We start from the raw sequence: 22,772 nt of genomic DNA on the forward strand, positions 1-22,772 counted from the left end.
TTGAACATTCGTAATTACCCCTAAGATCATTTGATCATCTCAACCAAATTGATTGCTTTTGGCATAACCTGTACACCTTGAGGGCTCTTACCAGTCTCAAAAACTGTCTGCCAAAAACTATTATTTTGCTTGCCACCAAATACGGTCTCGGACAAATCTTTGTTTACCCAAAGCGGCAAGTCAGCAAGGTTTCGAATAAAGCGCCTTATGTTTTCCCAGAGTTGATCAGGGAAGGGATATTGGAAAAGTTTTTCCTCTTGGATGGGCTTTCCAGAATTTATGAAATAGAACTTGGCAATTTGCTGTACATAACGCAACCAGTTGTAGACCACTTCTTCTTTACTCATCCGGAATGTACAGAGATGCCCGTGAGGGAAGTTCTCCCCCTTCTGTAAGCGATTTTCAATTTTGTCAGTGCCGATATCGCTGTCAAATTTTCCGATATAGATTTCCTCGGCGATTATGTTCATCAGATTGAGAATCTGAGAGGTTTCGAGTTCTCGCGGGTTTTCTCCGCTTTCAGCACCGTAATCTAAACGGGTATCAAGCACTTCTTGGAAGATAAAAAAAGAATAAAACGTTTTATCGATCGAGCTATATGACAAAGGCCGTTCCTTGCCGCGACCACCGTAGTCGATAAAATCACGCAGTTTGTTATCTTGAGAAGAAGTAATTCCATCTCGCACAGCATCGAGGATATAGCGCTTCATCTCGCGTGATTGCCCTTTGAAGAAGGTAACCAAATCACGTTCGCTAAATCCATAGTAATCTTCATTGCGACCTGTTTCTTTACGATAGCGCTCAATACGGTCTTGATACAGTGTGCTACCTAAGTGCCGTTGTACAGACTTATCAAATGCTACCTGTTTAAGGGTTGTACCAGCATTCGTGTTTGTCGTGATCAAAGTATCGGGATCTGGATCTATAAACACGCGAACAGGCATTGCCTTTGCCCCCAGCATAATTTGGGCTGCCGCCTTGTGTTGTCCATCAAAAACATAGACCGCGCTCTTACCTTCAGAGGACGTAATCCAAGCCAAGGGAACATGCAGTTGTGGCCGTTTCAAGTAAAACTCTTCAACTAGCTTGCTGATATTGCTGCCGATGGATCGAGGGTTAATGCGATCATCATGCCTTAAATATTGAATGGGTAGTTTTACAAAGAAATAATTAAATCCACTTAAATCGTCTTCATAGAGTGGTACTTTGTAGATAGTGTCGTCGCCTACATCACTTAACGTGTATTCAATGAAACCAGTATTTTGTTTAAAACTAAGCTCCGCGTTGCCGCCGTTTGCTTGTTTCAAAATATCACCAAGATTTGGGCTACGATTTTCAGGCTCCACAACTTCTTTAAGGGTTGCAAAGCGTTGGAGAATACGCGCTACTTCGAGGTTTGATGCTTGCTTAGAGCGATTACAGCTCGCATGGGAAAGCGCAAAGTTGCTTGGATCGTCTTTGCCACCGGTCTTCAAAGGGATTACGTGATCAATGTCCAGGCTATCTTTATGTAACGCCATGTCCACTTCTTTCTCACAAATAAAGCAGTTGCCCCCTTGAGCTTCATGCAGTTTTTTGATCAGTAATTTTCGATCTTCGACACTCTGCCGGCTTAAAAAAAGTGAAGCCATTAGTTATGCTCCTTGAGAAATTCACGGTACTTCTCAGCGATCACAGGCAAATCGTTGTCTTCGATTTTTTCACTGCGAGTTAGTGTGCGCTCTACAAAACGACCACCTATACGGATGCGTTCGATGTGCTGTCTAGGCTCGACAATTTCTTCTCCTTCAGGCGTGCGTTTATAGAGCTTGTTGCCACGACGGTCGAAACCGACCTTATCCGCAACAGCCATGAACACTGGGTATTCCTCTGCACCGCCTAACGCCTCGATGCGCTTTTCTTCTACGCTCTTTCGTCGTAGGAATAGTAAGCTGGTGAGAATGTTTACATTGGCTTCAGCAATGAATGCTTCAACAGGGAGGTCAACGGAAGCCAAGACTTGAGTTTCCCGCATGATCCACCAACGGATGTATTCCGCTGCAGGGTTTCCAAGAATACCGTCAGGCAAAACAATACCCAGGCGCCCTGTACCGAGCTTTAACCATTTGATACACCGTTCAACAAAAAGAATTTCAGGGGCAACGCTACCCTGTAGCCTACCGGTATTCCGATAACCGCCCTCATCATCACGTTCCCATACATGCGCCAGTTCATACTGTTCCAGAATATGCCGATCTGTAATGGGAATGTCCGATCCGAACGGAGGATTGGTTGCGACAATATCGATACTGCCAAATGGAATTTCTCTTTTGGCGTTATCTAAATCAGCAAGATGGCCGTGCGGAAACTCCAGTGAATTGATGTTGTAGATATGACCACGTCCGTCGCCGGCGAGGACCATGTTCATTTGTGCGGCACGAATCAAAAACGGGTCAAAATCAGCTCCGAAAACATTGGCAGCCGCATATTCTTTCAACCGCTCGTGGACATTGAGAAATTCGGTGGTATTTTCATTACCTGCCTCAGTGTGTTGCTCAGCACGAAATTTCTTCAGCATGTGACCAAGGGTGGCAACTAAGAAACCGCCTGTACCACATGCAGGATCTAGAATCGTTTCATTTTCCTTCGGGTCGAGCATCTCGATGACCAGTTTCACCACACCCCGCGGCGTGAAATACTGTCCACGGTCCCCACGAAGGTTTACGCCAACGAGTTCTTGATAGGCGACACCTTTAGCATCAACATCGGTACGGGTGAAATCATATTTAGCCAATTCCGAAACGATGAAGGCCAAAGCGCGATCTGAGAGCGTGATTTCTTCATTTCCACGGAAAATATTTCTGTATTGTTTTTTGACCTCAGAGAAGAGTTCTTCAATACGCTTACGGACTGCCGTACGGCCCTCTGCCTCAAATTGCTCCTTGGGGCCCGCCCAGAATCGGCGCTGCCAAGCCTGACGTTGTTTGGATCGCAGATTTTCATCGTGCATCTTGCAGAAAATTAGGTAAAGAAACTGCCAAAAAGCTGCGTCTTTTGGCATTCCTTCGTTACCGTGAATAAAGTTATGGCAACGCCGGAACGTTATCTTCAGCATTTCATTGTCAGCAACGCGCGTATGGGCGTCAGACAGCACTTCTTTGGTCCCAACAGACTCTTCTGCAAGAGGCCAGTCGCCAATTGGATTACACTTGGTTTCAAAGCGCTTCTGTTCTTTCTCGACGAAAAAGAACTCCAAACCATTCGTCCATAACCCGTATTGGACCGCTGCGACTTCGCGCATAATCGTTTCAAGCTCGTCCAGATCTTTTGCCGCCTGATCAAAGTCACGAATTCGAACAACATTCTTGCCGATATTGGGTTCTTCACGACAAAGCACGGCACGACCAAGATTTTCGATCACGTGCTCCTTTCCATGATGGAAGATAGCTACGTCGATTTTCTTGCGCCCACCAATGGAGAAATCAAGCTCCATATCTTCCGGTGAAAATCCGTACTCATGAATCAAGGCACGAACCACCCGTTGCCTTACCAGTTCTTTTTTCGTTTCCTTGACTTGTTTGCCAGAAACATAATCCAGCGTGTAACCGGCTGGAATAGTGCTTTCGGCCTGATTTTTAACTGCGCTCATATTGAAACCCCGTTCGCCTCAAAATTCGGTCATTCTGGATGACCATCCCCCAAATCCTGGGGCGTTTGTTTTTGTTGTTCTATCCAAGCATCAATGTCTTTCCGTGAGAAGCGCCATTGGCCGCGAACCTTGAATGCCGGGAGTTCTCCTGATTGAGCCATGGAATAAACGGTCTTCTCGCTAACTTTGAGTAAGGCGGCAACATCTTTTAGCTTCAAGACTTCATCATTCTGCATGCCATCTCTCCTGCGAGACCGCGTTGTTCAAAGGCGTTAACGTTAAGACAGTGTGTTATCTAACTAACAGTAATATCGGTCAAAATATACCAAAGCTTGGCAATTCTTACCAGATAAATTTTGTGTTGCAAAACACTAAACAGCGGGATATAGTAATCTCATGAAAAACTTTGGCGAAACTATTCGCGATCTCAGAGTCGCCCAAGACCTTGGTTTACGAGAGACTGCTGTCAAGGTAGGAATTTCACCTGCCTATCTCAGCCGCATCGAACGAGGCAAAGAAAGCCCACCACGTCCTGACATCATCAAGGAGTTAGCCCGCATACTGGCAGCTGACCCCGATGTGCTGTTCCGCCTGTCTTCCTCAACTGACCCCGAAGTGGTGGATTACCTTCACGATCAGCCCGAGGTAATGAACCTTCTCCGTTACATTAAGGAAAGCCAATTCACAGAGGAGGACATTAAAAGCCTAGTTAAGGCGGCAGAAAATATAAAGACCCGCTCACAGCCAATGGACTGATCACACATGAGAGTGCTAAAGCTGATTTACATTATTGGTGTTTACGACCCCGCCTACGACGACTCCTGGCCGTGGCATTGCCAATACGAATACGGACGTTATCTTTCTGCAAAGCATAGAATTTGCGGACGGGAACGAGCGGCAGAATTTTCCACTGAAAAGGAAGCGAGGGATTTTTACTATCAGTGGAAGCATGCACGAAAATTCAAATTCGAACTGATACCCGTGCAGTTTTGGGTAACGGAGCCAGACCCGGTTTACCCCACAGATCATCCAAAATCAATTTTAAAATCCATTACGGAAAATGAGCCGCATTCAATAAAGATGACTGCATCTTTTTGGTTTTACGCTCAAGATATTTCTACATTGTATTCCGCGAAAACACTCAAGAAACATCGCGAAGCGCTTTTGAAATACGGCATTGATATTGACCAACCCAGGCCGGCTCATCTGGAAATAAAGCCTGAACCACCCGTTATTAACGAGCCTAAAAAATCAAAATTGACCATCGTGAAATAATTATTCTCGGGGCTTTCAAGGAGGTATTGCGTTTTTAAGATGTTGTCGATAATCGACTCATGCTTGGCAACATTAACCAATATCATAGAAAGAAAACCCCATGTATAAGAATTCCAATAATCAGCTCGTTTTCTCCCCGTCCGATCTCGTCCTTGCCATGCGATCCCCCTTCGCATCCTGGATGGAGCGTCTGGCAATTGAATCGCCTGCCATGATCGCCGGCATTGAAAAAGATCACGACCCCATGATGGCTTTGTTGGCCGCCAAGGGTAATACCCATGAGTCCAACTTTCTCAAGTCCCTGCAGGATACTCACGGCGCCGAGGCTATTGCGATCGTCAAAAGCACATCCCATCACGACAAGGCGATGGAGACCCTGCAATACATGCAAACCGGGTACCCCTTCATCTACCAAGCCTATTTGTCGCGAGACGGCTTCGCTGGCAGCGCCGATTTCCTGGTCAAGCTCGAAGGCAAATCCGATTTAGGTGATTACCATTACGAAGCCTGGGATACCAAGCTCTCTCAAACGACTCGCCCGTATTTTCTGATCCAGCTTTGTTGCTACTGCTGGATGCTGGAATCGATCCAAGGCATCATCCCAAACGAGGCCGCAATAGTCCTCGGCGATCTGACTGAAGATCGTTTTCATATCGCTCGCTATTACAGCTTTTTCGATCGCTTGAAACGCGACTTTCTCAATGCGCAATACGCATTCACCGCAGATTTCGCCTGCATGCCTGACCCGGCCTATTATAGTGATCATGGGGCCTGGGTTTCGTTCGCAAAGGATTGGATCGAAAGAACAGACAGCCTGAGCCAAATCGCCGGCATCCGGAAAAGCCATATCCGAAAACTCCGTGCGGTTGGCATTGAAACCATGAAGGAATTCGCCGTTAACGACATCCAGCCGGTCAAAGGAATCCCTAATGCGACACTGGCAAAACTGAAAGCCCAGGCAGAAATTCAACACGATTCCCGCGGTCTCGAAAAACCGCTATTCAAAATCCTCCAGAACGATAACGGCAAGGGGTTATCCTCATTGCCGCCTCCATCAGCTTTGGACTTGTTTTTCGACATCGAGGGTCATCCGTTGTATGACGGAGGCTTGGAATATCTTTGGGGCTGCAGTTACCGTTGCCCCGATGCGGCGCAAGGAAAACTCTATGCCTTCAAGGATTGGTGGGCGCACACTCCTGAACAAGAAAAAGCCGCATTCGAAGGGTTCATTGATTGGGTCTATGATCGGTGGAAACGCGATAACACCCTACATGTCTACCACTATGCCAATTACGAAGTGGCCGCCATGCGCAAACTCTCCACCCGGTATGAGACCCGAATCAAAGAAGTTGCCGAAATGCTGGCCAACGGCGTCTTCGTTGACCTGTATATAATTGTCCTGAATGGCGTCCTCATTGGCGAGCCTCGTTACAGCATCAAAAACGTCGAGCACCTGTTTAGAAGTAAGCGGACAACGCAAGTTGCCAATGGCGGTGATTCAGTCATTGCTTACGAACTATGGCGTGAACAAGGCGGCGTTACTCGCTGGACTGACAATGCCAACGGCTATCAGTCTTGGCTTGCCGATCCAGCGGTTTTTGATTGGACGCAATGGACTGAGTTGAAGGACATTCGCGATTACAACATCGATGACTGCGAAAGCACGCTGGAACTAGTCGATTGGCTGCGTGAACAACAATCCATCGCCGGCATTGCTTATGCCGTCAAATCCGATGACGCAACTCCTGACCAGGATAAAACCGAACGACAAATTCAGGCAGCTGAGAATAAACAAGCACTCCGTGAGTGGCAGCAACGCCTGTTCGAACGCTTCGAGGCGAGTGAATCACTTAAAAACGATCCCAACGCGCAATTGGTCATGGATCTGCTGGGATTTCATAACCGGGAACGCAAACCCAAAATCTGGGCTTATTTCGAGCGACTGGAAAAACCAGAAGAGGAATTGTTCGACGATGATACCTGCGTCCACGACGTGGTCATCACTGGTCAAATGCTATCCGATGATGGCGTTCTTTTCCGTTGCAAATTCGACATCAAGCAACCGGTTAGAAAAGACAAGTTTGCTACCGGGACGGTAAGAGGTACTGACATTCGAGTGAAAAGCATTCGTTTTCCGGAATCCGAAACGGATGCGCTGGTTGAATTCATCGCTGATCCTGATCAAATATCAAAGCTTGGTACCGATCGCATGACCTTGTTCGCCGACGAGCCCTTTATCAATACCGAGACTTTGGAAACCCGGTTATGCGAAGTAGCGGAAGCCTTGTTCGATGGCCGGCTGCCAGGCGCAATTCAATCGATACTGAATAAGGAAAAGCCGGTTTTCAACACGGACACTGATCCCGCTAGCGATTACTTGCCGATCACTCGCTCAAGATTCCCCGAAGACGACGCGTATCTGCAAGCCATCATTTCCGCGGTCGAAGCTATGGATAACAGTACGATGTGCATCCAGGGCCCTCCCGGTGCCGGCAAAACGTTTACCGCCAAGCACATTATCACCTCATTGGTGAAAGCAGGGAAACGTGTCGGCGTTATGAGTAATAGCCATGCTGCGATCCTGAATCTCCTGGATGCCCTCCACGAACCCACCAAACACGCCCGAATTGCTAAAGTCGGTGGCTTTGGTTTTAAACAGGACGCATTCAAGGAGAGATATTCTGAAGAAGATTTTCCGAATTACGTGTACCGGACGTCCATGAGCTTCACCAAACGCGATCCTTATCATTCGTTTGCTGTGGTCGGGGCAACCGCCTATGCCTTTGCATCCAGTACTGCTTTTGAATCCCCGCTTGATTATCTTTTCGTGGATGAGGCCAGCCAAGTGGCCTTGGCCAATCTGATCGCCGTGGCCGGATGCGCAAGAAACATCGTCCTGATGGGCGATCAAATGCAGTTGGAGCAACCCATTCAAGGAAGTCATCCTAGGAGTTCAGGTTTGTCAGCTTTGGATTACATTCTTGGTGAGCACGGCGTCATCCCTGACGAGATGGGAATCTTTCTGGAAAGGACGTACCGCATGCACCCCGCTGTTTGTCATCCACTATCCGAGGTGGTTTATGAAGGCAAACTCAAGGCTGCTAAACACAATGACCGACAAATTGTTTCGGTACCGGACTCGAAGCTGATCAAGCAGTCCCATGGGGTCATGGTGGTCAACGTTGATCACGATGGCAACCGGCAAAGCAGCGAAGAGGAAGTGGATGTCATCCAGCGGCTCATCGATGACCTCAAAACGGGGCGTTGTACCGCTAAAAATGGCGAAGCTCGCTCAATTGCCAATGAGGATATCCTGGTTGTTGCTCCTTACAACATGCAGGTGAATTTGCTCAAAGACCGTTTAGGCGACCAAATCGCCATCGGCACGATAGACAAGTTCCAGGGTCAGGAAGCGCCCGTGGTGATTATTTCCATGGCCGTCAGCGATGTCGAGGAAAGCAGTCGAGGACTCGATTTTCTGTTCGACATCAACCGTCTAAATGTTGCTGTTTCCCGTGCCCAGGCCTTGGCTATTATCGTTGCCAATCCGGGATTAGAACGCTGCCGGGTTTCATCGCTTGAGCAAATGGAAAAAGCGAGCTTTTATTCGAGGCTGGTGTCATGATGACCACTGTTCCAATTTGCGTTGCTTGCAAACACAACTGGTATTCTGCGCCGGGAGGATGTATGAGCAAGCCATACCCACATAGCCGATGTCTATTTTTCCAAGAGGATATACCTGCCGTCGTGGAAAAACCCGTTGGCTGTGATGGGACAAAAAGCCCCAAATGGACTCGAAGCGAAGTGCCGGTGGGTTGTCCGACGTTTACGGGGGCACGGCAATAATGGGCGCGATACCATTACCTTGGGTAAATCTTTTGTCGAACGCAGGGAATCCGCAGGTTCTTAATGCGATTGCGGATATTGAAGGGAAGCTTGATAATATTTCCAGGCAATCAATTGTTCTGCCAGTTGCTGATCACCGTTATAAAGCGCTTTCAATCAATCCGGAAAATGTGAAATGCGTGATTGTTGGCCAAGATCCTTATCACGGCATTGCTAAAATCGGTCTTGAATCCGGAGAAACAAAGTCGGTACCGGAAGCGATGGGGCTAAGCTTTTCGGTACCCAAAGACGTAAAAATCCCGCCTTCCTTGCGCAACATTTTCAAGGAGCTGAATCAAGACATTGGTTGCCGGGTGCCTGAACACGGAGATCTAACCAACTGGGTTGAGCAAGGTGTTCTGCTTCTCAATAGAATGCTTTCAGTTGAGAAAGACAAACCAGGCTCGCACAGCAAACTCGGCTGGCAGCCAATAACTGAAGCACTGATATCAGCCTTGTCTCAACAGCATTCCGGCATTGTGTTCATTCTTTGGGGAAACCATGCCAAATCGATTCGATCGTTCATCGCGGATAATGGGCATACCATCATCGAGTCGAGCCATCCGTCGCCGATCGGTGGATCATGCAACAAAGGTTTTTTCGGTTCGAGACCGTTTAGCCGTGCAAATGTGGCTTTAGCAACCCTTGGGAAAAAATCAATCGATTGGAGTATTTCGTGAATTATTACTTTGCCGCATTTAATAAATACGCCGTCTTCAAAGGCCGTGCCACCCGAAGTGAATATTGGTTCTTCACTCTCTTCAATATCTTCGCCGTCTTGGGATTTGGCCTAATCGATCAGCTGATGGGTATTTTTAATTTTGATGCCGGTTACGGGCCATTGAGCGCTATTTATACGCTGGCGATGATTCTCCCTGGTCTGGGCGTTTCGATAAGACGTTTACATGACACGGGGCGTTCTGGATGGTGGTTCCTTATTACAATCATTCCAATTATCGGGCTTCTGGTGTTTTTGTATTTTGCCCTGCAAGATAGCGATCCAAATCCAAACGATTATGGTGAATCGCCAACATGGAAATACAACATCCAAAATATTTCTCGATAATCGTTCAGGAATGATTGAGCTGTTTTTTTTCGAAAGCGAAGCCGAAGCCATAGCAGCTGCTCATACACTTGAAAAGCTTGGCGGAGGAGCGAAGAAATTGTTGGCTGAATGCATCGAGCATCAAAGCATCACCCGAAAATCCGTTTCAGAATCTGCCAGAGCTTTGGAAAATGAAGGATTCATATTTATCAAAGAATCTGATGATTTGTTCGACAAGTCGGTTCAAATGAAACCGTCCCTTTGGGGCGAAGAAGCTATGGACGTGCTCGAATTTCTAGCCCAGCGTGTATATTCTGGCACCCATTCCAACTGAAAACCGCTACCAGCTCCGACTAGAACCCGACCGACTTTGATCAAAATACGCGGCAAACCCCGCTCCTTCAGGTCGAGGAAGGACAGCGCGGTCGAGAAGCGGCCTCTTGCATATTCAAAAACGCGTGAGAGCATGAAGATATGAAACGTCTTCAAGCTTCAAATCCGAACTTCGACCAACCGGCGATCAGCAGCGGTATATATATGTTTTGCAGGCGCTTGCCGTTTCGTGTTCAACAAGGCATTGGCGTTGCAGATCGAAAACCATGCTGCCGGTGAAAGATTCATTAACTATGTGGCAATGGCCAAGAATCTCACCGCCTGGCGAAATGGAAGCGAAACACCTTGGCTGAAAGATGATCCCGTTCACACCTTGCAGCACGCGCTCAAAGATATGGAACGAGCTTACAAGAATTTCTTAGACAATCGGGCCGATTTCCCGCGCTTCAAGAAGAAAGGCCAAGGCAACAGCTTCCGCTATCCGGATCCGAAACAGATCAAGCTCGATCAGGCCAATAGCCGGATATTCCTGCCCAAGCTTGGCTGGGTGCGGTACCGCAATAGCCAGAACGTGTTGGGCGCCGTGAAAAACGTCACCGTGTCCAGCAAGGATGGTAAATGGTTCATCTCGGTCCAGACCGAGCGCGCGGTTGAAAGGCCGGTTCATTCATCGACCGCTATTGGTTGGCATCGATATGGGCATTGCCCGGTTTGCCACGCTGAGCGACGGTAGTTTTCTGGCGCCACTCAACAGCTTCAAGCGCCACGAACAGGCATTGGCCAAAGCCCAACGGGCGATGAGCCGCAAAGAAAAGTTCAGCAACAACTGGAAAAAGGCCAAAGCCCGAGTCCAGAAAATTCATGCCCGTATCGGCAATGTTAGACGCGATTACCTGCACAAAGCCATGACCACGATCAGCCAAAACCACGCGATGGTGTGTATCGAGGACTTGCAGGTTCGGAATCTATCCAAGTCAGCGGCAGCTAGCGTCGAAACGCCAGGCAAAAAACGTCAAGGCCAAATCCGGCCTGAATAAAGCCATCCTCGATCAAGGCTAGTATGAGTTTCGACGCCAGATGGACTACAAACTGGCTTGGAATGGCGGACAACTCATTGCTGTGCCACCCAAGAACACCAGTCGAACTTGTCCGTGTTTTGGTCATATCGCCAAAGAAAACCGGCCAAGCCAAGCTCGGTTCGAGTGCGTGGCGTGTAGCTTCCTGGAAAATGCCGATCTCGTCGGCGCGATCAATGTATTAAGGGCGGGACACGCCCGGTTAGCCTGTGCAGAGACTTCGCACGTTGGAGTGTCGGGCCAGGAACCCACCGAAGTGACTCAGGCCATTGCCGCCTGAGCGCCGAAGAAATCTTCTTCCTTTAGGGCAGAGTGGATGTCAAGAAAACCATCGATCTAATCAATCGTCGTTTCCCCAAAGGAGTTTCTATTGCATCAACGGGTTTAGCAAAACCTGGAAATCTAAAACGGAAAGAATTTCACAGCGCTATACCGACGGATTGGAATGAGTTGGTTAGAGCCAAATGTATACCTTGATTTCTATTCGCATCTGTTGCGAAGCATCGAAATGTTTAATATCAAAAATACCATCAATCTAGAAAATCATGCTTAACGAGAAATTTTCTCTTTAAGAATTGACTTTATGACTTGTCTTACTTATATTTGAGTCAAAATACACTACATTTTTATGCTTGAATGGTAGCTAAATGCTAATTAGTTTCTCTGTCAAAAACTGGATGTCGTTTCGGGATCAAGTCACCCTTTCCATGGTGGCAAGCCGGGAACGCCAGCACGGGGAGAGGGTGCCCAACCTGGGCAAGTTCCAAACCCGTGTGCTTCCAATCGCCGCCATCTACGGCGGCAATGCGGCGGGCAAAACCAATTTTTTCAAAGCGCTGAGCTTTGCCAGAACGCTGATCGTCAAGGGCACTCACCCTGACAGCCTGATTGCGGTAGAACCGTTCCGACTGGACAGCAAAACCCAAGAACTACCCTCAAGCTTTTCCCTTGAGCTACTGATCGACGAAATCATTTACGCATTCAGCTTTTCAGTCACGCGCAAAACAATCCTGGAAGAAAAGCTGGTTCTGATCAACAGCACCAGCGAGAAGGTGCTTTATCATCGGCTTCAAAGGAAACCCAACTTCGACGCCTCATTGGCAAAAGATCAATTCTTGCAGTTTGCCTTTAAGGGAACCCGAGACAACCAGCTTTTCCTGACGAATTCCGTCTCCCAGCAAGTCGACAACTTCCGGCCGGTCTATGACTGGTTCAAGGACACTCTTGAACTGGTAGCACCTGACTCCCGTTTCGAGCCCTTTGAGCAATTCCTTGACGAAGCACATCCGCTTTACGCCACCATGAATCAGATGCTGCCCCAACTCGATACCGGGATAGCGCATTTGGGTAGCGAAGAGATTCCTTTCGACAACATTCCATTGCCCGAAACAATGCGGATGATGCTCCAGGAAGATGTTAAGGAAGGCACCTCCGTTCGATTGATGTCTGAGCCAATCAACGAACGCTTAGTCGTCACACGCAAAGAAGGCGAACTGATTGCCAAAAAACTCGTCAGTTATCATCCAAAATCGGACGGTAGCGAAGCCAAATTTGAGATCCGCCAAGAGTCCGATGGTTCTCAACGCGTCATCGATCTGCTGCCGGCTTTTCTGGAATTGTCGGCGCAATTTTCGAAGAAAGTATTTGTGATCGACGAGGTTGACCGCAGTTTGCATACGTTGTTGACTCGAAGGTTGCTTGAAGCCTATCTGGCCAACTGCACCACAGAGAGCCGGTCTCAGCTACTGTTGACGACTCATGATGTGTTGCTTATGGATCAACAACTATTACGCCGTGACGAAATGTGGGTGGCTGAACGGGATAACACCGGTGCTTCGACCCTGCTTTCCTTCAGTGACTACAAAGACGTGCGTTACGACAAGGATATTCGTAAAAGCTACCTGCAAGGACGGTTGGGAGGCATTCCACGGATTTTGCTGGGAAGCGCAATGGCGAACCCTGGCCCTTCCAGAGAAAATACTGCGGAGCGCTGATGTCGGCCAAAAGACGTAAGTTTCAAAGGCCGCTTGGTGAACGCAGATATCGGAAGCTGTTCGTCATTGCTGTTGAAGGGATCAAGACTGAACCGCAGTATTTTGCGATCTTCAATAACCAGCAATCGATAATCCACGTCAATTGTTTAAAAGGCACCTCAGACAGCTCGCCGCCACAAGTTTTGCAACGCATGGAGGATCATCTGAAGAAAGAATCGTTGAAATCTTCGGATGAAGCTTGGCTGGTGGTCGACAAAGACCAGTGGACGAACGATCAACTCGGGCAACTTTATGCCTGGTCTCAGGCACGCGAAAATTACGGTTTTGCCCTCAGCAATCCCAAGTTCGAATATTGGCTGCTATTGCATTTTGAAGACGGCGCCGGGATTACATCTTCGCAAGATTGTACCGCTCGCCTAAAACGCCATCTCCCCGACTACGACAAAGGGATTAATATCCGAAAAATTAGCAATGCCCGAATTGCTGATGCCATTCGCCGTGCCAAATCGCGGGATAATCCGCCTTGCCCTGACTGGCCAAAGGCTTGCGGAGGGACCACGGTTTATAAATTAGTTGAAAAAATAGTATAAATTTTAGCTATTGAATTTGCGCCAGAAAGTCGTCCAAATACATCCACAACAAAATTCCTGTTGTCATAATAAAGATTAAGGGATCGGTGAATATAGCCACCAACACAGCTCTTCCGAACGATACAACGAAATCCAAACTTGCAGCGATGTATTTCCAAATTTGCTTGATTAAGCTGGGCAATGAAATCGTTTCGATGAAAAAATGTCCCATTATCGACAAAAATTTTCTCATTGCCCTATCGTTTGTTATGCGTTTACCGCATCCCGCAATACTTTTGCTGGGGTGATTTTAACCACCTTTTTGGCCGCGATTTAAACATCTCACCGGTTCTTGGGTTGCGGCGCTCCATTTCCGGCTTGTCGTTTACTTTGAATTTTCCGACATCCTGAAGCGTAAACTCGCCTGAGCCAATCACTTCACTTTTGATTGTTTCAGCCAGGCTTTTTAAAACGTCTTCAACCTGTTTCTTGTTCAGACTGGTGTCTTGTGCAACTTTGGCTATCAATTCGCTCTTGTTCATGTTTTTCCTCACGGTTAAAAAATTGGTTTTTTTGAAGCTTTATTTTGTGTGACTTCTTCAAAATAAGTCACGTTGAAAGACGCGTTTTTTCGACCTATTTTGGTTTAGAGATAACAGAATCTCGACTCTCTCGACCAAAACCCTTGCCAAGCATTTCAACCGATAGATCGAGCAAAACTCAGGTGCCGACTGGTTTCGATATGCTCAGCGACTATCGTCATTTTCTTTGTGGAAAAATGGCTAATCATGTGCTGAAGGATTTCACGGTTTTCTATAATGGCCATGGCCAATTTCAAAAAATTGCCATCAATTTTGAGTACATCGGGCTGTGTAAGCGTTGTTCGAAGCATACCGTCCATGCCGGCGCCAACATCATCAACTGAAATTAGTACGCCATGCTCTTTTCGCCATTCGACAAGCCGTTCAGCAGCCCCGTGAAGATCATTATTTGACGCAAAATCCTCTGTCCATTCGAGGCATAATTTCCAATTCAATGCCGCTGCTCTCACAACTTCATCTGTAATACCCTGAACCGAGTCCGTGGACAGATTGACGGCAATCGTTTTGCGTTTCCATTTGTCCGGCGCATGGTTGTTGGCCAAATACTCAAATAGTTTTCGGTCGACCTCCACCCATGTTTCATGAGCAGATCTTGGTCCGCGAAACAAAGCTTCCCAGAACAAAACAGGGCGACTATGTTTGACTGCCAAGATTGGTTCGCAGGTGTAATTGGGTATTGGGCAACTAAACATGATCCTCTCTGACTAAAATTTGAAAGTAATAGGGCATCCGTTCGAAGCGATATTGCACTAAAACAACCATCGCCACACCCCGATAGAACTGGTCACTGTGAAACCCATTTGCATGGCAACCATAGACCAGGTTCTGGTTTTTACGCCATAGGTAAGCCAGGCGGCATTCGACAGCAAAAAGGCTACAAATCCCCAGCCAGAGAATGAGGTATTGAGGCCGAGAATCAAGCTCCCAAGCAAACCGGTAATTGATCCAAACCATTCAACGAATTTAAGCATTTGATTACCTACCTGCCTTTGAAAGCTGGTTGAATCGATCCAAAAAGGATTTTCTTGCTTGTTCTGGCGACTGTGGCTTTATTCTGAAGGGTGCCATCGGTACATCAGCGATAGCACTCCATTCTGCATCATCACTTTTTGCTTCCATCAGATCCCTTTGTTCCGTGGCCAGCATAATGAGATCAGCCTTCTTTACCGATAGCGTCATACCTCCATAAAGACCGAATCTCTCAAACAAGCAAGCTTCTATCCGCTTTTCGATGGCCTTGTATTCCGGCAAAAGCTGTTTCAAAGGCGAAGGAACGTCTCCAACGTAAGCTTCGGCCGCATCATGCATCAATGCCGCAAACTGATCGTCTTCTGGGACCAGATAGCTCACCAAAACCGAATGCTGTGCCACGGAGTAAAACTCCCTCGTGTGCCCGCCAAATCGACAGGTATGAGACAAAGCATGGGCAATGTCGTGAATACAAAATACGTTTGGATCAGGCGCTACAAAGTTGATGTATCGACCGGAACGTGATTGGATCGATGGGATGATTTCTGGAATCACACAGCCTTCCGTTTCGCTTCGCCACCAAACACGGCGACCAGTTTCTCGATCAGATCAGCCATCCCGCCGGCGAATAATGTCAGATCGGCTTCGAATAAAGCGGCTGCAGAGTCGTATTCTTCATCCCGGTTCTCATTGAACAAATCGATCAGACGGATTCGCTTAATTCCAAGGTTTGCATCGAGATCAAACGCTAACTTGTCTTCCCATGTCAGCGCGATCTTTGTCACTCGACCACCGGCATCGACATGCGACCTGACATCCGGCGACAGAAGGTCAATGTTTTTCAGCTTGATGACACCATCTTCATCCGTCGAAATAGAAGCGCTGTTCCCAGGCGTGAAACCTTCAGGGAATCGGTTGCTCACCCAACCCGTCATCGTTCCCGGCACGTTGTTTTCAACTGACAAGGGCACAACAGGCAGCGAACCAATTGTCTTCCGCAAATGCGAAAGCAGTTTTTCAGCGTTGCTTGCCGACGAAGCATTGACGATGACCTGATGTTTTACGCGATCGACATAGGCTATCGTCACGGATTCCTTGCTTAGCGCGCGCGGCAACAACTCGTAAATGATTTGGTCTTTCAGCTCCGTTCGCTCTCGACCTTTGACTCGGCGTTGTTCCCTGGACTCGATTTCCGTAATTCTCTCAATGAGAATCTTGTTGATCGAAGCCGAAGGAAGAACCTTCGATTCGGTTTTAAGCGCGATAAGATCGTACTGCCCAACTCGGTAAACCAGGTTATTTTCTTCAAGGAATTCAGCCGGCCTCGTCCAGTCGACAGAAACAACATCCGTTGGCGAACACGGCGTAAACATTTTTTCATTTAGCTTGTCGACAAACTGAAGCAGATCGAGAGACTGAGTTAATGAATAGACCGAAACATTTTTGAATGACACGCGCGGAACTCCTTACTGGCCCTTGTCGATTAAAAACTCATCCTTGTTTCGCCCAGACGCAATTAACTCCTGCATCCATTTCGGCGCAACACCCCGACCGGTCCAGGTTTCTTGCGGATTGGCTGGATTTTGATACTTCGCCGTAACCTTTCCGGTCTGACCGCCACGTTTACGCCCGCCAAACTTTTCCATTGGTTGTTCGAAATTGACTTCAACAGTGGCACCGATAGAAGCAGCCAAGTCTTTGATTTGAGCAATGACTTCTTTGCGCATGGCCTTTTGTTTTTCGGCAAGTTGCTGCTGTGCTTCCGTAATCAAGGCTTGCAGTTCGGCAGGTGTTTTGTTGACCAGATCTAACATGTCGTACTCCGTTAGGATAAAAAACTGATATTTTAGATGCGCATCGGCATTATGATGTACCTAAATAGTGACTTGCCGGGCGCCTCAAGAAAACAGGCACTGGCATTGGCGGCAACAGTCATCTTGACGTTGTCATCATCGATATTGCTTACGGCATCAAGCATGTATTGCGCGTTGAAAGCGACAGACACCGAATCGCCCAGGTAATCAATCACTACATCCTCTTCGGCCTCGTCATGCTCTGGGTTATTGGTGCTGAGCTTCAACGAGCAGCTTTCTATATCGAAATTCACGCCCTTGTATTTCTCATTGGAAAGCACTTCGACGCGCATCAATGCTTCTTTGAGCGATAAACGATCAACACCAATCGAACTTAAAAAGGGCTGATTCAAATTACGACTAAAATCCGGAAATCGCCCATCAACCAACTTTGAAGCGAAAGCCACGTTTTTATATAAAACTTCAATCGTATTGCTCGAAATTCGAATTTCCGCATCCGTATCCGAATCATCCAGCAAACGACTCAACTCCTGAACGGCTTTTCGCGGCAAAATGATTTTGGTGTCTTGACCGGTTTCTCCAATATCGTCTTCATACAATGCCAGCCTGTGACCATCGGACGCCACCAGTTTCAGCTTTGAATTTTTGATACTCAATTCCAGACCATTTAGGTAAAAACGCGTGTCATTGATCGCCATGCAAAATGCCGTTTTATCAAGCCCTTCTTTTAATTTTCCGGGATTGACCTTGAAGCAAGTTTTGGTATCGTTGCGATTGAATTCCGGAAAATTATCGGCAGGCAATGTATTTAAGGTATAACGTCCACGCCCGGAAGATACTTTTACCTTGTCACCATCCAAATCAAACTTGATCGCGCTGTCTGCGGGTAATAGCTTACAAATATCCAACAGTTTTTTGGCTGGCAACGTGATATTTCCTTCATCCCGCACATCGTTCATATTCAAATTGCTGATAATTTGAACTTCCAGATCAGTGCCCGTCATAACCAAACGATTATTCCGGCATTGAATCAATACATTCGAAAGAATGGGCAATGTCTGGCGTTTATCGACAATGCGAGCGATTTGTTGTAGCGGGCCTAGTATCTGTTCGCGGTTTACTGTGAATTTCATCGGTTATCCTTATAAGTTCAGCGTTAAATCCATTTTATTGACCGAAGAAATAATGCAAGCTCATTTTAGGCCGTTTTCGCCAAACGGCTTAGCTCGGTTACCACGCAGCCAGAAACAGAGAAGCTTTCATCCCATTTTTCATTTAAAAAACATTCGAATAGACTTTCATGCGCTTTGTGAATCAAGCGATCCAGTAGTAAATACACAATATTCCCCTTGTTGTCTTTCTTGAAATCCAGCGCTTTGGCTTCAATCGCCGACGAACTTCCCCGGAACTGAATAACCAGATCACGGGTGGCTTCGTTGATGTTTATTTGTTTGATGACACGATTGTTTTTCATGGGGTGCATTTGATTTGATTATCGAGAATAAGTCAGGTTGAAAGGCTCGGGTTTTAATGCGCCTTTTAGTTTTTAACCAATTTTTCAGGCGGCGAGTCTTCTCAAATAGTCGATTCGCTCTTTTAATTCGGGTATCGAGTTGATGAAACGATACACAAACGCGTCAAAATGCACGAAGTCTTCCTCGTCGTTTTGTTCGCCATAATCCATGCCTGCTTCACTGGCCAGGGTTTTCCATTTGATAAGCTGCCCCATGTATTCATCGATCGAGCCTTTCAAATGCAGAAAATGACAGGACACTTCGCTTTTTTGTTGCGGCCGGATCAGCCGGTAAATGGCCTGAAATTCTTCCCGCGATTTGTAGGATCGGTTATAGAAAATCACGCTGTTGAGCATGGGTAGATTCAGCCCGTCCTGAGTAACACCCAGACTGGCCAGCATCACCTGATCGTTTCCGTGACGGATTCTCTCATTGAGTTTTTCCGTGCGCTTGGCTATCGTTTCTTCCCCGGTGAACACAAGATTACTGATGTTTCTTTTGTTCAGTTCTGACGACAGTCGCCGCAATACCACTGGGTTTTTCGCGAACACGATAGGCCGCCGACCATTAGCGATTTCATGCTTGATCAGGTTGATACAAGCGATCTCCTTACTGGTCAGGGATTGAAAGCCTTTGCCGTATCCGGACACCATGCTTGGCACATTGGCCGCTTTGAAACAGGCTTCGAGCCTGGCTAAGATCATAGTCAGGTTTATGGCCTTGCCTTCTTCGCCGCGCTCTTTGGCGTATTGCTTGTACCACGTTGCGAATTCTTCCGCGGTCTTGACGTAGAGCAGCAAATGATCGATTTCCCACTCGACGTTGATAGGATCGCAAAGCGTTGGTACCGGAAACTTCACATATCGACTGACGGCCGGTTCTTGCTGAACCCGGCGCTTAATGATGGGTGCAACCCATGCCCGATAATCCTGTAAGAACGCTTGCTTGATCTTCGGTACCTCACGCTTGGCGCCTCTTTCGTGGCTATCCAAAAATTCATTGGTCGCCCATTCCAGGGTGACATAACGGCGGGTGAATTCGTCCCGTCCGGTCGGCTGGCATTCGGCGCCATTGAACAACCGCTTTTCAATGAAACCGCCATTCATCGAATAGGGTTGATAAGCTCTTTCTTGATCTGCCACAAAGGCCGCTAAATTCTGCATTTCTCTTGGGTAATTGGGACAGGGCGTACCATCCAGGATGTATTTACGTTTGGCTCCTAAGCACCATACAGATCGTGTTTGCTGAGAAAAATGGTTGGCCAGCAAACCACCTTCATCGCACAGCACGTTTTTGATTTTCTTCCGCAGAAATTTAGCCAAGGTTAGCTTCGGGAACCTGGGGTCGACCGCTCTTTTCAAACGCTCATAACTAACAATATTGACCTTGCCCAGCTGCTCAGTGTCCGTTTTGGATTTCACCACCTTGTAATCCGTAATACCCAACGTTTTGAGCTCGTTGACCATTTCCGGTACCAGTCGAGATTTCAAAACGATCAGTGATTTTCCATTGATAAGCAACGCTAACGAAATCGCCAAACGAGATTTGCCCAAAGCCATCTGCCAGCCGCAAATGGCGCCCTTGGGCTTAAATGCCAGTTCACAGAGATCTTCGAGTTGATAATCCCAAGTAAGCCACTCATCGATACCGAGCTTTGTCGCCTTTGCTTTTAATCTGCCGATCTCGCGAGGGTATTTGTTCGCGATAGGCGGATAAATTTCTTCCCAAAACCCGGCATCAACAACCGCTTTTTCTGGGGTAAACAACGTAAAAAAAGTGTCATGGTCACAGGTAAATTCCCCGCGTCCAGTTTTGACAATAAATCCCTCGTTCACCCGTTTCACGGCAACGGCCTCATTTTTCGATACAACTGCGCCTTTTTGCGAGCGGTTGATCAATGCCATTCTGTTTGCCGTCGCTTTAAATTCCGGCGTGCCTTTTCGAAAAACTGTGCGTCCGAATGGAATTCCCATTTTTTCATATTCAACAACGATCAATTTAATGCCGTCGATCAATTGCCGACTAACAACCGGTTCGCCACCGGCCGACCGAATGACATCGCACACGGAATTCAACGCCCAGAAAGGATCATCCTGCATGCTGATGACATCCAGATTCAATTGAAACTGTCCGGCATAACGGGTTTTCGTGGGGTACTTATGCAGGTGGTCGGAAAAGAGCCGAGTTCGATAAACCGCGTTTTTGACTCGACCTTCCGTGGCGCCATCGAAAAATTCCAGCTTTATCCAGCGACCCGCTCTTTTTAACATCACCGTTTTGTCCCCCGTGACGGGCGTGATGATGACAGGCTTGGAGGGTTCTAAGCCGATAACACGAATGGGATTGCGGCTATGCCCCAAGTCATCGACTGCCCGGCAGCTCAATTGAAAAAGCGTTGGTGGTACCGAGTTTTCGTTGATTGGTCCGGTTTTAATGCGAATATGCTCCGGCGCATTGGCGGCAGGTCCTTGAAGCCGTCTTCCGAAGATCATCAGAACCGTGTTCACTGACTGAACATTTTCTTCTTTGAATGTATTGCTTGGCAGATCAAATAAAGCCCGCAATCTGTCGGCAATATCGGGCGATTGATTCACTAGGTCTTTCGTCGTCGCCGGCACAACCGCGGCAACAACGTCACAATGGCTCAAGGCCTGGGATAAGGCATATTCGTGAGACACGGCCGATGTGTCCGGGCCGAATTTCCCGTAATGGGTAACACCTGGGAACGCTTTAAGAAACGGGCTCGACAGCGGAATGGAAAAAGGTGGATTGATGATGGCCGCGCTAAACCTATCCAGTTCCGCCGACTCCATGTCTGCATGAACCAGATCGAACAGATAGCCATTCCCGTCAAGAATTGATGATACCTTTTCGACTATCTGACCATCGACATCCAGCCCGCACAAATGAAACCGCTTGGGATCGGCATAGCGGAACATACCGGCACTGCCAATGCTGTTATCCAATAAGCGATAACGGCTTTCGCCAACGAAGGCCGGCGATAGGGCTTGCCAAATAAAACGGACCAACCAATCGGGTGTAAAGAACTGGGATAGGGTTTCTTTGCGCTTATCATGCAAAGCGCCAAGGGAGCCGGCTTTTGATGCCGTGCTGCCTTTTGACTGGAACTGATCAAGTTCTGCAGGGAGATATCGCGTTAGCATTAGGCAGCCTCCTGCAAACCGGTTTTTTCGATGATTCGATCCGCGGCTTCTGCCTCGCCATTGATCATCAGGAAAGCAATCAACGCATCGAACGCTTGAACACTGAATCGGTACTCGTGTTTATCTTTGAAGCAGAGGATTTCAAGATGCCCACCTTTACCAAAAACCGTTCTGGAAGCGATTTTTTCCCAGGACCAACTAAGACTCTTGACAGCCGAAATGTACTCGCTGATTGCAACACCGAATGACACTCCGGATTCCTTTTCTATGATGCTGAAGGCATCCATTAAGGCGGTCAGCTCGTTTACTTTTGAATAGGCATCGTGGTAACTCACAGACCAGGTTTGGCAAATGACGCGTCCAGCTTTTTTGTAAGGCTCGTAATATCCCCGCTCGCATTTCAAATTCAAACGATCAATGATTTTACCTGCCAGCATGTTGAGGCCTTTTTCTTCCAGGCTTTCCACTTGTTCATTAATCGAATTGGCGATAGCGTCAAATTTCACTTCGGCCAAATAGGCTTCAATCAGTGCCTTGTCGGCTTCCAGATCGCCATCGGCATGAGACCAAAATTGTTCCGCAAAGGATTCTCGGCGACTCCGGTTGGATATGAGCCTGTACAAATCAGAATTCAAAGACACCCTCGCCGGGGTTCCCTTGGCATGCTGATTACTCAATTTTCCACAAAGATTTTGGAGGTAGTTTTTGGAAACAGCTTCGAAGCATTCGCCAATATAGAGCCTGGAATCACTGACGGAAATACCAAGGCCAGACAAGAATTGCGCATGCTTGATTAACTCATGGCGCGATTCCACCATTTCAAGCAGGCGAGATTGGATATTTGATTGAATTGATTTGGTAGTGATAGGCATTTCGGATTCCTGTTTTTTGTGTTTTGAATACA

General features: G+C 47.4%; 24 protein-coding genes and 1 pseudogene. 12 read left to right on the plus strand and 13 right to left on the minus strand.

All coding sequences use genetic code 11. The annotated features are described in order from the left end of the window. Window positions 1–26 precede the first annotated feature (26 nt). The 3 genes from A3OW_RS0108415 to mads1 are packed head-to-tail and all read right to left on the minus strand — an operon-like array spanning window position 27 to window position 3,864. Window positions 27–1,631: an HNH endonuclease gene (locus A3OW_RS0108415; RefSeq protein WP_020562993.1), complete on the minus strand. Its 1,605-nt coding sequence runs from the start codon at window positions 1,629–1,631 to the stop codon at window positions 27–29. After that, window positions 1,631–3,628 carry a methylation-associated defense system DNA methyltransferase MAD2 gene (gene mads2, locus A3OW_RS0108420; RefSeq protein WP_020562994.1) on the minus strand — a complete coding sequence of 666 codons (1,998 nt, stop codon included), beginning with the start codon at window positions 3,626–3,628 and terminating at the stop codon, window positions 1,631–1,633. Before mads2 ends, A3OW_RS0108415 begins: the two co-directional genes overlap by 1 nt. Before the next feature lie 29 nt (window positions 3,629–3,657). Then, complete coding sequence (gene mads1, locus A3OW_RS0108425; protein WP_020562995.1) at window positions 3,658–3,864, minus strand: methylation-associated defense system helix-turn-helix domain-containing protein MAD1; 207 nt, start codon at window positions 3,862–3,864, stop codon at window positions 3,658–3,660. A 160-nt stretch (window positions 3,865–4,024) separates the two neighbouring features. Here mads1 and A3OW_RS0108430 point away from each other — a divergent pair, with 160 nt between their 5' ends. The 12 genes and pseudogenes from A3OW_RS0108430 to A3OW_RS0108470 all read left to right on the plus strand — a co-directional run bounded on the left by A3OW_RS0108430 (window position 4,025) and on the right by A3OW_RS0108470 (window position 13,826). Continuing rightward, entirely contained in the window at window positions 4,025–4,384 is a 360-nt protein-coding gene (locus tag A3OW_RS0108430; RefSeq protein ID WP_020562996.1) for a helix-turn-helix domain-containing protein, read from the plus strand. Window positions 4,385–4,390: 6 nt separating this feature from the next. Continuing rightward, on the plus strand, window positions 4,391–4,903 hold the full coding sequence (locus tag A3OW_RS0108435) for a hypothetical protein (RefSeq protein ID WP_020562997.1): 513 nt from the start codon (window positions 4,391–4,393) through the stop codon (window positions 4,901–4,903). A 100-nt stretch (window positions 4,904–5,003) separates the two neighbouring features. Then, entirely contained in the window at window positions 5,004–8,528 is a 3,525-nt protein-coding gene (locus tag A3OW_RS0108440; RefSeq protein WP_020562998.1) for a TM0106 family RecB-like putative nuclease, read from the plus strand. Window positions 8,529–8,748: 220 nt separating this feature from the next. Further along, window positions 8,749–9,468, plus strand: a complete 720-nt coding sequence (locus tag A3OW_RS0108445) for a uracil-DNA glycosylase (RefSeq protein WP_020562999.1) — start codon at window positions 8,749–8,751, stop codon at window positions 9,466–9,468. Beyond that, window positions 9,465–9,854 (plus strand): DUF805 domain-containing protein, encoded by a 390-nt coding sequence (locus tag A3OW_RS0108450; protein WP_020563000.1) that lies wholly within the window; start codon window positions 9,465–9,467, stop codon window positions 9,852–9,854. Before A3OW_RS0108445 ends, A3OW_RS0108450 begins: the two co-directional genes overlap by 4 nt. 10 nt (window positions 9,855–9,864) lie before the next feature. Then, entirely contained in the window at window positions 9,865–10,167 is a 303-nt protein-coding gene (locus tag A3OW_RS24450; RefSeq protein WP_020563001.1) for a hypothetical protein, read from the plus strand. Window positions 10,168–10,329: 162 nt separating this feature from the next. Then, entirely contained in the window at window positions 10,330–10,899 is a 570-nt protein-coding gene (locus A3OW_RS28830; RefSeq protein WP_269746794.1) for an RNA-guided endonuclease InsQ/TnpB family protein, read from the plus strand. Then, window positions 10,862–11,203: an RNA-guided endonuclease InsQ/TnpB family protein gene (locus A3OW_RS28835; RefSeq protein ID WP_198291299.1), complete on the plus strand. Its 342-nt coding sequence runs from the start codon at window positions 10,862–10,864 to the stop codon at window positions 11,201–11,203. The genes A3OW_RS28830 and A3OW_RS28835 overlap by 38 nt, the downstream gene beginning before the upstream one ends. Window positions 11,204–11,237: 34 nt before the next feature. Continuing rightward, a pseudogene (locus tag A3OW_RS28840) lies at window positions 11,238–11,522 on the plus strand (zinc ribbon domain-containing protein); the annotation flags it as partial. 32 nt (window positions 11,523–11,554) lie between these two features. Further along, window positions 11,555–11,719: a DUF4113 domain-containing protein gene (locus A3OW_RS29050; protein ID WP_157385834.1), complete on the plus strand. Its 165-nt coding sequence runs from the start codon at window positions 11,555–11,557 to the stop codon at window positions 11,717–11,719. Window positions 11,720–11,889: 170 nt separating this feature from the next. Next, window positions 11,890–13,236 carry an AAA family ATPase gene (locus A3OW_RS0108465; protein WP_026223427.1) on the plus strand — a complete coding sequence of 449 codons (1,347 nt, stop codon included), beginning with the start codon at window positions 11,890–11,892 and terminating at the stop codon, window positions 13,234–13,236. Further along, complete coding sequence (locus tag A3OW_RS0108470) at window positions 13,236–13,826, plus strand: RloB family protein (RefSeq protein ID WP_020563003.1); 591 nt, start codon at window positions 13,236–13,238, stop codon at window positions 13,824–13,826. The genes A3OW_RS0108465 and A3OW_RS0108470 overlap by 1 nt, the downstream gene beginning before the upstream one ends. 254 nt (window positions 13,827–14,080) lie before the next feature. Here A3OW_RS0108470 and A3OW_RS24460 read toward each other — a convergent pair whose 3' ends face one another. The 10 genes from A3OW_RS24460 to A3OW_RS0108525 all read right to left on the minus strand — a co-directional run bounded on the left by A3OW_RS24460 (window position 14,081) and on the right by A3OW_RS0108525 (window position 22,740). Continuing rightward, window positions 14,081–14,347 (minus strand): HU family DNA-binding protein, encoded by a 267-nt coding sequence (locus tag A3OW_RS24460; RefSeq protein ID WP_033411647.1) that lies wholly within the window; start codon window positions 14,345–14,347, stop codon window positions 14,081–14,083. 155 nt (window positions 14,348–14,502) lie between these two features. Further along, window positions 14,503–15,057, minus strand: a complete 555-nt coding sequence (locus A3OW_RS0108485) for an EAL domain-containing protein (protein WP_157385835.1) — start codon at window positions 15,055–15,057, stop codon at window positions 14,503–14,505. Window positions 15,058–15,156: 99 nt separating this feature from the next. Then, window positions 15,157–15,378, minus strand: a complete 222-nt coding sequence (locus A3OW_RS0108490; protein ID WP_083918170.1) for a hypothetical protein — start codon at window positions 15,376–15,378, stop codon at window positions 15,157–15,159. Window positions 15,379–15,382: 4 nt separating this feature from the next. Further along, the gene (locus A3OW_RS0108495) at window positions 15,383–15,931 is read right to left on the minus strand and encodes a hypothetical protein (protein WP_020563007.1); all 549 of its coding nucleotides are present in this window, start codon (window positions 15,929–15,931) and stop codon (window positions 15,383–15,385) included. Beyond that, complete coding sequence (locus A3OW_RS24465) at window positions 15,928–16,830, minus strand: recombination-associated protein RdgC (RefSeq protein WP_020563008.1); 903 nt, start codon at window positions 16,828–16,830, stop codon at window positions 15,928–15,930. Before A3OW_RS24465 ends, A3OW_RS0108495 begins: the two co-directional genes overlap by 4 nt. 12 nt (window positions 16,831–16,842) lie before the next feature. After that, complete coding sequence (locus A3OW_RS0108505) at window positions 16,843–17,190, minus strand: H-NS histone family protein (protein WP_020563009.1); 348 nt, start codon at window positions 17,188–17,190, stop codon at window positions 16,843–16,845. A 32-nt stretch (window positions 17,191–17,222) separates the two neighbouring features. Next, on the minus strand, window positions 17,223–18,323 hold the full coding sequence (gene dnaN, locus A3OW_RS0108510) for a DNA polymerase III subunit beta (RefSeq protein ID WP_026223428.1): 1,101 nt from the start codon (window positions 18,321–18,323) through the stop codon (window positions 17,223–17,225). 65 nt (window positions 18,324–18,388) lie between these two features. After that, on the minus strand, window positions 18,389–18,664 hold the full coding sequence (locus tag A3OW_RS0108515) for a hypothetical protein (protein ID WP_020563011.1): 276 nt from the start codon (window positions 18,662–18,664) through the stop codon (window positions 18,389–18,391). Between the two features lie 84 nt (window positions 18,665–18,748). Further along, the gene (locus tag A3OW_RS0108520) at window positions 18,749–21,868 is read right to left on the minus strand and encodes an SNF2-related protein (protein ID WP_020563012.1); all 3,120 of its coding nucleotides are present in this window, start codon (window positions 21,866–21,868) and stop codon (window positions 18,749–18,751) included. Further along, on the minus strand, window positions 21,868–22,740 hold the full coding sequence (locus A3OW_RS0108525; protein ID WP_157385836.1) for a hypothetical protein: 873 nt from the start codon (window positions 22,738–22,740) through the stop codon (window positions 21,868–21,870). The genes A3OW_RS0108520 and A3OW_RS0108525 overlap by 1 nt, the downstream gene beginning before the upstream one ends. Between the last annotated feature and the right edge of the window lie 32 nt (window positions 22,741–22,772).

This window comes from Methylosarcina fibrata AML-C10 (assembly GCF_000372865.1).
GTDB lineage: Bacteria > Pseudomonadota > Gammaproteobacteria > Methylococcales > Methylomonadaceae > Methylosarcina > Methylosarcina fibrata.